Below are 13,159 nucleotides of genomic sequence, written 5' to 3'. Positions count from 1 at the left end.
GCCACAGAGGAGTTGCGGATCATCCGGTTCCGCAGCAGTTTGATGCCACCGTCGTTTCGTGTCCGTAACAGAGGTCATTGCCGTGCAGAGACTGGACCATTTTGTAAACCGGATATCCCTCGCGCTGGCTGTGCTCGCCGGGAGCGCGCTGGTCGCCATCGCGGTCATCATCATGCTCGAGGTCACGATGCGCGCGTTGAGCATCCCGCTGATCGGCGCAAGCGAGGTCGTGCGCGTGACGTTCGTGGCGAGCGTCTACCTCGCCTTCGCGCATCTCATTACGCAGGATCGCGAGATTCGGGTCGATGTGCTGCGGGGATTTTTCCCGGCGCCAGTCGAGCGGTTGATCGAAGTTTTGGCCAGCCTGGTGACGCTCGCCTTCTTTGCGATGATTTTCTGGTTCAGCGTTGAGCGGCTTCAGGACAACTGGGCGCGGGGTGTCTACCTGGAGGGACGTCTGCTGATCCCGATGTGGATCCCGTGGGGGACGATCATGATCGGAACATTGATGTCGGTGGTCGCGGCGGCGCTCGCGATCATACGGAAACTGGCGCACCGGGTTTGAGAACGTGAACTGAATTCCGCCTTTGATCGAGACCGGACGAACGAAGGCAGACGCAGGCAAGGAACGGCAAGATGGATCAGGGGACGGTCGTAGCGTTGGTGATGTGTGTTGGCGGCCTGTTGCTGTTCATTGGCGTGCCGGTGGGGCCGTTGCTCGCGTTTTCCGCTATGGCCGGGCTTTATCTCATCATTGGCAGCCTGCATGCGGCGACGAGCCTGTTGCTGGTCGCCGGCTTCGATGTGGCGTCGTCGATCACCTATGTGGTGATCCCGATGTTCATCCTGATGGGCGCGATCGCCTCGCATACGGGCATCGTGGGCGAGCTGTTCGACGCGGCCTACAAGGCGGTGGGGCGGTTCGCCGGGGGTCTTGCCGTCGCCGCCTGTCTGGCGTCGGCAGCGTTCGGGGCGGTCACCGGATCAAGCATTTCCTCAGCCTCGGCGATGACCAAGGTGGCCCTGCCCGAAATGCAGCGATACGGGTATTCCATCCGGTTGAGCACCGGCATCATCGCGGTCTCGGGCACGCTGGCGATGATGCTGCCGCCCAGTCTCATCATGGTTTTCTATGGCATCGTCGCGGAGCAATCCATCGGCAAGCTGCTACTCGCGGGCATCCTGCCCGGGCTTTTGTCGGCGCTGGTCTTCTCCGCCGTCATCCTCGTACGGGCGCGGATCAACCCCTCCATCGCGCCGCCGGGCCCGCGCTTTCCCCTGCGGGAGGTGGCGTCCTCGTCGGTCCGGGCGAGCCCGTTCATCCTGGTGTTGGTGGTGTTGGTGGGGGGTATCCTGCTCGGCATCTGGACCCCGACCGAAGCTTCGGCGGCGGGTGTCGTCGTGGTGACGATCATCGGCTTTGCCAAGCGCAAGCTGACGATGAGTCGCTTCTTCGGGGCGAGCATCGACGCCGTCGTGACCTCAGCGGCAGTGCTTTTGCTGGTGATTGGCAGCATCCTTTTCGGAAAGTTCCTCGCGCTCAGCGGCGTCACTACAAATCTGACGCAGATGATAAAGGCGGCGGAGCTGACATCGTTCCAGCTCTTTATCACCTTGCTGCTGTTCTATATCGCGCTCGGGACCTTTCTGGAGGGGATCAGCATTCTGGCGCTGACCGTTCCGATCGTCCTGCCCATCGTGTTGACCACCGGGTGGGACCCGATCTGGTTCGGCGTGATCCTCGTCAAGCTCATCGAGATCGGAGCCGTAACGCCGCCTGTGGGCCTCAACCTCTATGCCGTCAAGAGCGTCGCGCCGGAGGTAAAAACGAGCGATATCTTCAAGGGCTCCGTCCAATTCTGGATCGCCGATATCGGAGTGCTGTTCGTGCTGTTTTTCATTCCCGAAATCGCGTTGCTGCTGCCGTCCTTCCTGTAGCGCGGGCCGGGAGTGCTGGGGACGCCGGGCATGTGTGACATGCTACGGTTGTGGTCTCGCGCGACGGTGGTGTATTATTGTAAGGGAGGGATAGTTTTGTATTAGGGATGGTTTTTCGGCCGATAACTCACGATAATGCGTCGGCAAACGGTTCCGATGACACAGGAGGGGTCATGCATTGTGGGATTTAGAAATGGTCAAACTAGGTTTAACACATGCGTGACGGTGAGGACATCGCGCGAGCATCTCCCATTCAACCGGATGCGTCCACGTCGCTGGGCACGTCGGTCTACAACGAATTGCGCCAGCGGCTTGTGGATGGACGCCTGAAGCCGGGTCAGCGACTTCGGGAAATCGAGTTGTCGGACATGCTGGGGGTTAGCCGCACGCCGGTGCGCGAGGCGATCAAGCGGCTGGAGAGCGAGGGGTTTGCGGTCTATGCCTCGCGGCGCGGGTCGATCATATCGGAACTGACGCCCGAGCAGGCGGCCGAGCTTTATGCCGTGCGCGAGATATTGGAGGGATCGGCCGCCAAATTCGCCGCCCGCTATGCCAGCGAGTCGGAGATACAGGTGCTGGAGCATCTGCTGGAAAAGCACCGTGATGCAGGCGAGGACCCCGAAACCCTGTCGCAGATCAACCGGCAGTTTCATCACATGATGTACCGGACCGCACACAACCGGTACCTGCTGGGGCTGCTGAGCACGGCGCAGGATTACATGCTCCTGCTGCACAAGACGACCTATCACGCGCCGGGCCGTGCCGAGACCGCGCTGGAGGAACACCGCCGGATCGTCAAGGCGATCAAGGCGCGCGACCACGACGCCGCCGAGGCCGCCGCCCGCGAGCATATTCGCGTGGCGCAGCGCATTCGTATGCAGTTGCAATTCGGGATGTAGCCGCCGGGCAGCTGGTCTCAGCCCCCGGACCATTTCACCAGGGTCGGCACGAGACGGCCTGCGGCCACCTCTGACGTCAGGCTGCGCTTCAGGATCTTGCCGCTCGCCGTCATTGGAAACCGGCTCATGTCGAGATGGTATTCGGGCATCTGCGATTTGGGTAGGCCGTGTTCGGCGAGATGCGCGAGCAGGTCCTGCGGTGAAGGAGGCGTGGTCCCGGGGCGTGGGATCACGGCGAGGCACATGCGCTCGCCCAGGCGGTCGTCGGGTACCGGGAAGGCCGCCGCCTTCCACACTGCGCGGTGCCGCATTGCAAGCTCTTCGGCGCGGGCGGGGTGGATGTTCTTGCCGCCGCGGATGACCATGTCCTTCTTGCGCCCGGTGACGTGCACGTTGCCGCTGGCGTCTATCATGCCGAGATCGCCGGTCATGAACCAGCCTGCCGCGTTGAGCGCCTGTTCGGTCATCGCCTGGTCGTCGAAGTAGCCCAGCATCTGGCTCGCGCCGCGCACGCCAAGCTCGCCCGTGCTGCCCTCGGGGAGGGGGCAGTCGGAGTCTTCGCTGTCGAACACGGCCAGTTCCATGCCCGCGCAACAGTGCCCGCAGGTCGTGGTGACCACGTCGATCGGGTCATCGGCGCGGGTGTAGAGAAACGAGCAGTTCTCGGTCATGCCATAGCAGTTCTGAACGCGGATGCCGCGGTCGAGTAGCGCCTTGGCGAGGCGCATCGGCACTGGTGCGCCGGCAAGCTGGAACACGCGGGCCTTGCCCAACGGCTCGCCGGGGGCGAGCTGTTCCACGAGGTCGAGCCCATGGGTGGGCACGCCCACGAGATAGGTCGCGCCGGTCGCGGTCACGCGGTCGAGTGCGCGCCTGGCATCGAGCGGGCCGTGAAGCACCAGCCGCCCGCCACAGCTCAGTGTTACAGCGAGGCTGACGGTGCCCATGTTGTGGCTCATCGGGCTGAACGTGTAGACCACCGTCCGGGTATCAAAGCCGAAATCCGCGACGATGGCGCGGCCGTTGGAAAGCAGTGTGTTATCGCTGTGCAGGACACCCTTGGGGCGCGAGGTGGTGCCAGAGGTGAACGCTAGGTAACTGATGCGATCGGGATCGTCCGCAGGTGTCGTAGCGCAGGAGCGGGGCGAGACCGCGCCGCCGAAACGCAGCATGTCTGGCCCCGCGTCCAAGACCAGTTGATCGAGCGACAGGACTAGGCGCATGGAGGGCAGGCGCTTGGCCTCGGCTATGAAATCCCGGCCCTCGGGAACCTGCCCGTATCCTCGCTCCACCACAAGGGCGCGGGCACTCGTGCGGTCGAGAATGTCGAGGATATCGTCCGCGTTATGATCTCGGTGCAGCGAAGGGACGCAGACGCAGCCCATACGCGAGGTGGCCAGGAGGGTGACCACCGATTCCATCCGGCTCGGTGCCCAGACCGCTACGCGGTCGCCGGGCCGAAGCGCGGCCTCGCCAAGCGTCGCGGTCAGCCCATCGACCCACGCGATCAGGTCGCCATAGCTGAACGTCCCGGCGCTGTCCTCGAGTGCCAAGGCATTCGGTTGCGCCCGAGCCCAGTGGCAGAGGCGGTCGTACATCGTCCAGTGCTGCCAGTGTCCGTCGGCGTGGAATTTCCGTGCGGCGGAGACATCCTGCAAGGACAGCAGCCGCGCGGACATCACTCGCCGGTCTCCGGCGTATGGCCATAGGCCGCGTGCGCGCCCTCCGGGGTGATATACCCCTCGCGTAGGTCCTTCTCGATACTCTCGCGGGCGCGTCTTTCGGGCGGGCCGTAACCGCCGGCTCCGGCCAGCCGGAAGCTGAGCACATCGCCCGGTTCCAGTTCGCGCACCTCCTTGGAGCCGAGATCCTGCTCTTGTCCGTCGCGCATGAGCACCGTGCGCGATAGCGCGCCGGGTTGGCCGCCGAGGAGACCGTAGGGCGGAAACTTGTGCCTGTCGGCCAGAAGCGTAACAACAGCCGCATCGCGGATTTCTACGTCCTTGCGCAGACCGCAGCCGCCGCGGAACTGGCCCGCGCCACCGGTATCAGGCAGGTATTCCAGCCTGCGTATCAGGATGGGGTTGTTGGTCTCGTGAACCTCCACCGGGATGTTGGCGCAGTTCATCACCGGGGCCATACCCTCTTCGCCGTCATGGCCTGCGCGCCCACCATAGCCGCCGAACATGAGGTCATACATCACCCACCGGCTCTTCGACTTGTGGTTACTGCCGATATTGGGGTTGCACCAATGGGTGAACGCGCCGCGCGTCTTGTCTGGGACGGCCTTGGACATGGCGCCGTTGACAGCGTCGAAGATACGCACTTGTACGGAGGCCCGGCCGCCACTGGCGGCCGGGAATGTCGCGTTGAAGAAACTGCCCTCGCGCGCGATCACCTTGACCACCCGCTCGACCCCGGCATTCTGCGGCACGTCGAATTCGGAGATGATGCGGATCGCGAACATGCCATAGGCGCGAGTGTAGTTGATGTAGCAGTTCAGCGCGGCGGGAACCTGATCGCTGCTGCGCGAGAAATCTATCGTGACCGTGTCACCCGAGATCGTGATGTCGACGCACACCTCCACCGGCGGGCTGCCCGGTCCGTAATCGTCTAGCTTGTCGTCGAAGCTGTAGACACCATCAGGCAGTGCGCCGATCAGTTCGCGCGCGCGCGCCTCGGAGCGGTCGAGGATGGTCTCGACGATGTTGTCCATCATCTCGACGCCGACATCTGCGAACAGTTCCTCCGCGCGCTTGCAACCAACATAGTTCGCGTTCTGCTGCGCCTTGAGATCACCCAGCACCTTGTCGGGCAGGCGGACGTTGCCGAGGATGATCCGGACGATGTCATCATCGAGTTGCCAGTTGCGACCGATCCTGACCGGCAGGACGCGGATGCCTTCCTGATAGGCCTCGCTCACGCCCTGCACGGCCTGCGAGCCGGGGAACGCGCCGCCGACATCGACGTGATGCGCGGTATTGACCACGTAGCCGATCAACCGCCCCTCAAGGAAGATCGGAGTCATCATGAAGAAATCCGGGAAGTGGCTGCCGCCGAGAAACGAGTCGTTGGTGCAGATCGTATCGCCTTCGCGCAGCGTCTCGGGCGGGAACTGCTTGACCAAGTGCCCCACCACGTAGGGCATCGCCCCGAGATGGCCGGGGGTGAAATTGCCTTGGGCCATCAGCCGACCATGGCGGTCGAAAAGCCCGGTCGAGAAATCCTCGCCCTCGCGGACCGCCTCGGAAAAGGCCGTGCGGCGCAGCGCCCCGCCCATCTCGTCGGTGATGGAGATCAACTTGTTCCAGACGACAGTAAGGGTGACGGGATCGACGTCTTTCGTGGCCTGCATGGTCATCGCGTTCCCTCCAGATTGATTTCAATCATCAGGTGCCCGGTCTCGGTGAGGTGGGCGGTGTCGCCGGGGAGTACGACGGTGGTCGATTCGCGCTCCTCGATCAGGGCGGGGCCGGAGAATGTCTCGCCGGGGCGCATAAGGTAGCGGTCGATGACCTGCGCCTCGACATAGTTGCCGGGCGGGCCTCCGGCCTCGGGGAAACAGGCCTTGCGCGTGCCCTTGAGCGCCGGTTCAGACACGTCCGCGTTGCTGGCCATGCGTCCAAGGGAGGCCGGTGTCGCCTGCGGGATCACCGCCATCAGGTGCCAGTCGATCCCGTCGATCGGGGCTGTGGAGTCGACATAGCCGTAATTCGCGCGATAGGCGTCCTCGAACGCGGCCTTGGCCGCCGCGACGAAGCCCTCGTCGATCTCGCCATCCGGCAGATCGACGCGCAGTTCGTAGCCCTGCCCGCGATACCGCATAGAGCAGCCGCGCCGCCAGACGATGCCGCTGCCGTCGCCGGTGACATGGCGCAGTTCGTCGTCGAGCCGCTGGCGCAGGTGGTCGAACACCTCGCGGATCGGGCTGGTCTGTGACGCGTCCAGCGGCAGGACCCGGGTCAGGCTGTTGTCTAGTTTCTTGTCCGCCGTCAGCAGGCCGAGCGCGGAGCCGACACCGGCGCCGTAGGGGATCATCACTCGCGGCACGCCGAGGGCGCGCGCCAGCCGTGTGGCGTGCAGCGGACCGGCCCCGCCGAAGGCGATCAGCACATGCTTGCGCGGGTCGCGGCCGCGCTCGACCGAGACAACGCGCATCGCGCGTTCCATATTGCTGTTGGCCACGGAATGCACGCCCCAGGCGGCTTCGGGCGTGCTGAGGCCGAGGGGGGCGGCGATCTGCTCGTAGATGCCGCTTTCGGCCGCCGTGAGATCGAGCGACATGAGTCCGCCGTTGAAATAGTCCGGGTCAAGATAGCCGAGCGCGAGATTGGCATCGGTGATCGTTGCCCGGGTGCCTCCGCCGCCGTAGCAAATCGGCCCTGGCACCGCCCCGGCGCTGGCCGGGCCGACGCGGATCAGCCCCATGCCGGTCTCGGCGATGCTGCCCCCGCCGGCACCGATTTCCAGAAGCTCGATGGCGGTGATGTTGAGGGGCAGACCGCTGCCCTTGCGGAACTTGATCGTGTCGACCTCGAAGGTCGGCACGATGGAGGGTTCGCCGAAATCAATCGCCCCCAGCTTGGCCGTGGTGCCGCCCATGTCGAAGGTCAGCAGGTGATCCAGCCCTTCCTCGCGCCCGAGTTGCGCGCACATGAGCACCCCCGCGGCGGGCCCGGATTCGACTATGCGGATCGGGAAGGCGCGGGCGATGGAGGGTGACACGAGGCCACCGTTCGACTGCATGATCTGAAATTCGGCGGAGAGCCCCTCGGAATGCACAGCCCCCTCCAGTCGTTCAAGGTAGCGGTGGACGATGGGCTGCACATAGGCGTTGGCCGAGGTCGTCGTGACGCGCTCGTATTCGCGATACTTCGGCGAGACATCGCAAGACAGCGAAACCTGCGCGTCGGGGCAGAGCTGGGCGAGCCGGGCACCGGCATCGCGTTCGTGGGCGGCGTTGGCGTAGGAATGCAGGAACATGACCGCGATGGCCTTGTATCCGGCGTCCCGGATTTGCTCTGCGATACGGTCCATCTCTTCGGTGTCAAGTGCGGTGTTGACGCTGCCATCTGCCTCGATGCGCTCGGTTACCTCGAAGATGTCGGAGCGCGACAGCAACGGTTTCTGCTTGCCCAGGTTCATGTCGTTGGTGTCGGGACGTTTCTGGCGCCCAAGCAGCGCGATGTCGCGGAAGCCGCGCGTCGTGACCAGCGCCGTTCGCGCGCCCTTGCGTTCGAGGATCGCATTGGTCGCCACGGTGGTGGCGTGCAGGATCGCGGAGATGTCGCCAGGCACGATTCCGCCATCAGCTAGCATGTCGCGCAAGGCGGTGACCACCGCATCGGCGGGCGCGCCGGTGGAGGAGGGGACCTTCCACAGCCGCAAGGAATGATCGCGCGTATCCTCGAGGACGAAATCGGTGAATGTCCCGCCGATGTCGAAAGCCAGTCTGTACATACGTTACACCCTTTGCCCAATTTGCGTCATGTAGATGCGGCACGCCTGATCGCGCGCGATCGCGCCGGGCGGTCGCCAGGGAAATGCACCCGGTTGGGTTATCGTGATATAATCAGGCGAAGGCGCTTGTGTATACAAAAAAATGCAATAGAATGCATGGAGCCGCGTAGGGCCGAGGTTTTCGTTCTAGTGCGCTGAAAAAAAACAAAGTTACGTACGCTTCCCGATGGTGACGCCGCGGGCAGCCATGATGGATGTGAGAGAATTGACCGGAACGGATCGCATCGAGGAGACCCCGGGCTGCCTGCTGTTCGCGCCGCTGCGGCTGCGGTCCGTGACGCTGCGCAATCGCATCATGGCGTCGCCGATGTGCCAGTACGCGTCCGATGATGGGATGCCGCAGGACTGGCATCTCGCGCATCTGGGGCGGTTGGCGATCGGGGGATCGGCTCTGGTCTTTCACGAGGAGACCGCGGTCGAGGCGCGCGGGCGCAAGACCCATCACTGCGCGGGACTTTGGCGAGATGACCAGATCCCGGCCTTTGCCCGCATCGCCGACCTGATCCGTCAGTGCGGTGCCGTTCCCGCGATCCAGCTTGGCCATGCCGGGGCGAAGGCCTCGGCGCATGGCGCGATGCGCGACTGGGCCAAGCTGCGGCCCGAGGATGCCGCCGACGGGCTGTCGCCCTGGTCCGCCATTTCGCCCAGCGGGATCGCCACGAGCCGGGACGGCCCGGACCCCGAGACCCTTGATGCAGCCGGGATCGAAAGCGTGATTTGCGCTTGGGGCGCGGCGGCTGCGCGCGCGGCGCGGGCGGGGTTCGAGGTGCTCGAAATCCACGGCGCGCATGGCTACCTGATCCAGCAGTTTCTGAGCGAAGTGACCAACCGGCGCACGGATGACTGGGGCGGGCCGCGCGAGAACCGGATGCGGTTCGCGCTCGCCGTGACGCACGAGGTGCGGCGCAACTGGCCCGCGCACCTGCCGCTTTTCTTCCGGGTGTCGGCGGTGGACGGCAAGGGCGGGCTGTGGGATCTCGACGACACCGTCGCGCTCGCGGCAGAGCTTCGCACGCTTGGCGTCGACATGGTGGATTGCTCGTCAGGCGGGCTGTCGGGCACATCGGCGATGCCGATCGTGCCGCGCGTGCCCGGCTATCATCTTCCGTTCGCGCGGGCGGTGCGCGAAAGGGCGGGTATCGCCACGGTGGGCGTCGGCCTGATCCGCGAGCCCGCACAGGCCGAGGCCGCGCTGCGCGACGGCAGCGTCGATATCGTCGCGCTGGCGCGCGAGCTGATGTACCATGCGGATTGGCCGGTACACGCGGCGCAGGCGCTGGGAGAGCCCGATCCGTTTACGCTGTTTCCAGAATCGTTCGCCTTTCGTCTGCGGCGGCGCGAGGAGGTGGCGGGCTATGCCTGCAACATGCCCGCGGACGCGCTGCCCTCCGATGTCGTTTCCAAGATCGAGTCAACCTGAATGGACCAGAGCCCCGAGGAGTGATCCAATGCAAGACGGCCGCCTTTTCATCGCGGGAGAATGGACAGCCTGCGCGACCACCCAACCAGTGCTGGACAAATATATGGGGAGCGAGATCGGTCGTGTCGGCATCGCCGAGCCGGCGCAGGTCGATGCGGCGGTCGCGGCGGCGCGGGAGGCATTCGTCCATAGAACGTTGTCGCCCTATCGCCGCTACGAGGTGCTGATGCGGGCCGCCGCCGGTCTGGAGCGGCGGCGCGACGAGGTGCTGCGCGCGCTGAGTGGCGAGACCGGCTTTACCATGACCGACGCACGCAACGATTTCGGCCGGTCGATGCAGACGCTCTACCAATCCGCCGAGGAGGCCAAGCGCATCGTCGGCGAGATGATCCCTATCCAGGGAGCGCCCGGGCAGTCGGACGAGCGGCTCGCCTTTACCTTGCGGCTGCCGATAGGGGTGGTGTGCGCGATCACGCCGTTCAATTCACCGCTCAATACCGTGTTGCACAAGATCGCGCCGGCCATCGCCGCGGGCAATGCCGTGGTGCTTAAGCCCGCGACCTACACGCCGCTCTGCGCCGTCATCCTGTGCGAGATATTCGAGGAGGCGGGCCTGCCGGCGGGCCTGCTCAACATGGTGATCGGCGGTGGTGGCACCGTCGGGCAGCAGTTGCTGGAGCATGAGGGCATCGACTATTACACCTTTACCGGCAGCACCGAGGTAGGCCGGGTGATCCAGCAGGCGGCCGGTTTGCGGCGCACGCAGCTGGAGCTGGGCAATATCTCGTCGACGATCATCTGCGAGGATGCCGCGCTCGACGTCGCGGCCGGCAAATGCGCCAACGCGGCGTTTCGCAAGGCGGGGCAGGTCTGCACCTCCGTGCAGCGCATCTTGGTGGATGAACGGGTGGTGGACAGGTTCGCCGACCTGCTGGTCGAGGCCACCGCCGCCCTTCCGGTGGGCGACCCACGGGCCGACGATACCGTCGTCGGCCCTATGATCGACGAACGCGAGGCAGTGCGCGCCGAGGCCTGGGTCAACGAGGCCATCGCGGGCGGCGCGCGCGCGCTGACCGGGGTGCGGCGCGAGGGGCCAGTGCTCTGGCCGGTGATCCTTCGAGACGTGGGTCCGGAGATGAGCGTGGTCTGCGCCGAGGTCTTTGCGCCCATCGTATCGATGGTACCGGTTCCGGGACTCGACGCGGCCATCGACATGGCCAATGATACGCCCTTCGGCCTCGCGGGCGGCATTTTCACCAGCGATATCACGCGCGCGCTGTCGGTCATTCGCCGACTGCGCATGGGCAATGTTCATGTCAACGACACCTCCAGCAGCCGGGTCGATCTGATGCCTTATGGCGGGTTGAAGGACAGCGGGTTCGGGCGCGAGGGGCCGCGTTTCGCGATCCACGACATGACCGAAGAACGCCTGATCACCCTCAACCCGATCTGACTGCGCTGACATGGTGCTCCCCGTCGGCCGCCTCGACCTGCTCAGCATCCGGCTCTTTGTCGCGGTGGTGGAAGAGCGCAGCATCGTAAAGGCCGCAAGCCGCGAGAACATCACCACATCGGCGGTGTCCAAGCGGATTTCGGATCTCGAAGCGAACTTGCGTACTGACCTGTTGCTGCGTCACCGTCAGGGTGTGGAAGTAACGCCCGCAGGCCACGCGCTTTTGCTGCATTGCCGCGCGATCTTGGCGCGGATCGACCAGATTTTCGCCGACATGTCCGAATTCGGAGAAGGCATGCGGGGGCTAATCCGGCTGGCCGCCAACGAAAGCGCGGCCATCGGCTATTTGCCAGGCGATATCAATCGGTTTCTGGCGCTCGCGCCCTTCGTCAAGGTCGACATGCAGGTTGCGACCAGCCCGACCGTCATCCGCATGGTTCTGGATAATGCGAGCGATATCGGAATTTTCACAGGGCAGGAGCCGACTGGCGATCTGCGCGTCGTGCATTATCGCAGCGATCGGCTTGTGGCGGTCTGTCCGGCTTCGCTGACGTTTGACTGTGAGGACGGGGCGGTGGGGTTCGAGCGTATTCTCGACCACGCCAATATCGGGTCGGAGGCCTCGGGGGCGATCGAGACATTGATGCAGCGCGCGGCGGGGCGGCTGGGGCGCAAACTGGACACGCGGGTCCGCGTTTCAAGCTTTGACGCAGCCGCGAGACTGGTGGAGGCGGGTGTCGGCATATCCATCATGACCGAAGCGGTCGCGCGCCCGCTTGCGCGTGCGCTCGATATCGGGATCGTCCGGCTAGCCGAGCCCTGGGCGCAGCGCGAGTTGCGGATATGCCTTCGCAAGGGGGGCGAGCAGACACCGTTGCTGCAAAGGTTTCTTGAGGTGTTGCAAGACGCCCCGCCGCCGCTGGATGGAGCGCCAGTCCCGCGTGTCTAGCTTGCGTCGCGTGCCTCCACCGCCGCGATCAGGTCTCGGAGGTATCGTGCCGCCACGTCCCCCTTCAAGGCACCATCCCACATCTCGTCAATCATGGTTTCGTGCAGCCGAAGCGCCTCCTGAGTTTCGGTGATCATCGCGACGCCCAGCCGGATATTCGGTTGTTCGCCGAGGCGGAACGGGCTGATCGACAATGTCTTTCGGTCACCGGACCGAAAGACCTGAAGTCCAGTGCGGGGCAGAGTGCCCGTCACCAACCCGATCTGAACGCCGATCGGTTCGGCCTCCATCAGGCGGGCGAAATGCTCGACCTCCTCTACCGCGAGCGCGCGCCGCTTGTCGAGTTCCGCCTCGGCCACGAGGGTGCGCCCAACGAGGCCCGAGCGCAGCAGGCGTTCCATGTCGAGGGCCGAGATCAGGTTGATGACCGAGGGGCGGCGGTCACGGTAGGTGGCCTTGCGGGCTTCGAGGATCTCCATGATCCGGTCCACGTCGCGATAGAGCCGGTCCCGGTCGTGTGTCTCTCCGGCGACGCTTTCCCGGAGCAATTCCTGCAGGAAACCGCAGAACCTGTCGGACGCGAGCAGGTAGGATATCGGCCCCGCAAGCACGATGATCCGGTCCGCCGTTTCCTCGAGTTGCCGCAGCCGTTCGAAATAGGTGACGGCGGAGGAGATGTACTCGATCTCGACCCCCAGAAGCGAGGGCAGCGACACGCCGAGAAGCTCCGCGAGGCTGAGCAGCGTCTCGATCTTGACGACCTCGCCTTTCTCGAAACGGTAGACGGCGGTGCGGGAGATTCCAATGCGCTGGCCGATCTCGTCGGCGCTGAGGCCTGAGCCGAGGCGAAACGCGCGCAGGCGCTGGCCGATCTCGTCATAGCGCAGTGTGGTGACAGGGGGAGTGTTGCTCATGGTCTTTCTATGGCCGGACGTGCTTGACGGGTGGCCTTTTCCTTCCGCGGGTGGGAACGTATCATT

At 64.7% G+C, this 13,159-nt stretch carries 10 protein-coding genes; 6 read left to right on the top strand and 4 right to left on the bottom strand.

Going from position 1 to position 13,159, the window contains the following annotated elements; genetic code table 11:
• Nucleotides 1-58: 58 nt before the first annotated feature.
• The 3 genes from CRJ03_RS08895 (at nucleotide 59) to CRJ03_RS08885 (ending at nucleotide 2,837) form a co-directional block, all read left to right on the top strand.
• A complete protein-coding gene (locus tag CRJ03_RS08895) occupies nucleotides 59-565 on the top strand; it encodes a TRAP transporter small permease (protein ID WP_206018341.1) in 507 nt (168 codons plus the stop codon).
• Nucleotides 566-636: 71 nt separating this feature from the next.
• Nucleotides 637-1,938, top strand: coding sequence for a TRAP transporter large permease (locus CRJ03_RS08890; protein ID WP_104018531.1), 1,302 nt, complete (start codon nucleotides 637-639; stop codon nucleotides 1,936-1,938).
• 215 nt (nucleotides 1,939-2,153) lie between these two features.
• Nucleotides 2,154-2,837: a GntR family transcriptional regulator gene (locus CRJ03_RS08885; protein WP_104018530.1), complete on the top strand. Its 684-nt coding sequence runs from the start codon at nucleotides 2,154-2,156 to the stop codon at nucleotides 2,835-2,837.
• A gap of 17 nt (nucleotides 2,838-2,854) precedes the next feature.
• Here the strand turns inward: CRJ03_RS08885 and CRJ03_RS08880 are convergent, their stop codons facing one another.
• Genes CRJ03_RS08880 through CRJ03_RS08870 form a run of 3 tightly spaced genes read right to left on the bottom strand, consistent with a single transcriptional unit; the run spans nucleotide 2,855 to nucleotide 8,297 of the window.
• Nucleotides 2,855-4,516: a class I adenylate-forming enzyme family protein gene (locus tag CRJ03_RS08880; RefSeq protein WP_104018529.1), complete on the bottom strand. Its 1,662-nt coding sequence runs from the start codon at nucleotides 4,514-4,516 to the stop codon at nucleotides 2,855-2,857.
• Nucleotides 4,516-6,192 (bottom strand): hydantoinase B/oxoprolinase family protein, encoded by a 1,677-nt coding sequence (locus tag CRJ03_RS08875; RefSeq protein ID WP_206018340.1) that lies wholly within the window; start codon nucleotides 6,190-6,192, stop codon nucleotides 4,516-4,518. Before CRJ03_RS08875 ends, CRJ03_RS08880 begins: the two co-directional genes overlap by 1 nt.
• 2 nt (nucleotides 6,193-6,194) lie before the next feature.
• Nucleotides 6,195-8,297: a hydantoinase/oxoprolinase family protein gene (locus tag CRJ03_RS08870; protein ID WP_104018527.1), complete on the bottom strand. Its 2,103-nt coding sequence runs from the start codon at nucleotides 8,295-8,297 to the stop codon at nucleotides 6,195-6,197.
• Nucleotides 8,298-8,523: 226 nt separating this feature from the next.
• Between CRJ03_RS08870 and CRJ03_RS08865 the strand changes: the two genes are divergently transcribed.
• The 3 genes from CRJ03_RS08865 to CRJ03_RS08855 are packed head-to-tail and all read left to right on the top strand — an operon-like array spanning nucleotide 8,524 to nucleotide 12,179.
• Nucleotides 8,524-9,777, top strand: a complete 1,254-nt coding sequence (locus CRJ03_RS08865; RefSeq protein WP_206018339.1) for an NADH:flavin oxidoreductase/NADH oxidase — start codon at nucleotides 8,524-8,526, stop codon at nucleotides 9,775-9,777.
• A 28-nt stretch (nucleotides 9,778-9,805) separates the two neighbouring features.
• Nucleotides 9,806-11,230 (top strand): aldehyde dehydrogenase family protein, encoded by a 1,425-nt coding sequence (locus CRJ03_RS08860; protein ID WP_104018526.1) that lies wholly within the window; start codon nucleotides 9,806-9,808, stop codon nucleotides 11,228-11,230.
• A 10-nt stretch (nucleotides 11,231-11,240) separates the two neighbouring features.
• On the top strand, nucleotides 11,241-12,179 hold the full coding sequence (locus CRJ03_RS08855) for a LysR family transcriptional regulator (RefSeq protein WP_104018525.1): 939 nt from the start codon (nucleotides 11,241-11,243) through the stop codon (nucleotides 12,177-12,179).
• Here the strand turns inward: CRJ03_RS08855 and CRJ03_RS08850 are convergent.
• Complete coding sequence (locus tag CRJ03_RS08850) at nucleotides 12,176-13,093, bottom strand: helix-turn-helix domain-containing protein (protein ID WP_104018524.1); 918 nt, start codon at nucleotides 13,091-13,093, stop codon at nucleotides 12,176-12,178. The genes CRJ03_RS08855 and CRJ03_RS08850 overlap by 4 nt on opposite strands.
• Between the last annotated feature and the right edge of the window lie 66 nt (nucleotides 13,094-13,159).

It is taken from the genome of Roseovarius nitratireducens (genome assembly GCF_002925845.1).
Lineage (GTDB): Bacteria > Pseudomonadota > Alphaproteobacteria > Rhodobacterales > Rhodobacteraceae > Roseovarius > Roseovarius nitratireducens.
Note: the sequence above shows the minus strand (reverse complement) of the source record. Positions and strands in the feature narration are given on the sequence as shown.

What these genes read in the sequence shown, in the direction of transcription:
- CRJ03_RS08860 (WP_104018526.1), top strand. Translation starts at nt 9,806, where the DNA reads ATGCAAGACGGCCGCCTTTTCATCGCGGGAGAATGGACAGCCTGCGCG.
- CRJ03_RS08875 (WP_206018340.1), bottom strand. Translation starts at nt 6,192, where the DNA reads ATGCAGGCCACGAAAGACGTCGATCCCGTCACCCTTACTGTCGTCTGG.
- CRJ03_RS08870 (WP_104018527.1), bottom strand. Translation starts at nt 8,297, where the DNA reads ATGTACAGACTGGCTTTCGACATCGGCGGGACATTCACCGATTTCGTC.
- CRJ03_RS08880 (WP_104018529.1), bottom strand. Translation starts at nt 4,516, where the DNA reads ATGTCCGCGCGGCTGCTGTCCTTGCAGGATGTCTCCGCCGCACGGAAA.
- CRJ03_RS08885 (WP_104018530.1), top strand. Translation starts at nt 2,154, where the DNA reads ATGCGTGACGGTGAGGACATCGCGCGAGCATCTCCCATTCAACCGGAT.
- CRJ03_RS08890 (WP_104018531.1), top strand. Translation starts at nt 637, where the DNA reads ATGGATCAGGGGACGGTCGTAGCGTTGGTGATGTGTGTTGGCGGCCTG.
- CRJ03_RS08855 (WP_104018525.1), top strand. Translation starts at nt 11,241, where the DNA reads ATGGTGCTCCCCGTCGGCCGCCTCGACCTGCTCAGCATCCGGCTCTTT.
- CRJ03_RS08865 (WP_206018339.1), top strand. Translation starts at nt 8,524, where the DNA reads ATGGTGACGCCGCGGGCAGCCATGATGGATGTGAGAGAATTGACCGGA.
- CRJ03_RS08850 (WP_104018524.1), bottom strand. Translation starts at nt 13,093, where the DNA reads ATGAGCAACACTCCCCCTGTCACCACACTGCGCTATGACGAGATCGGC.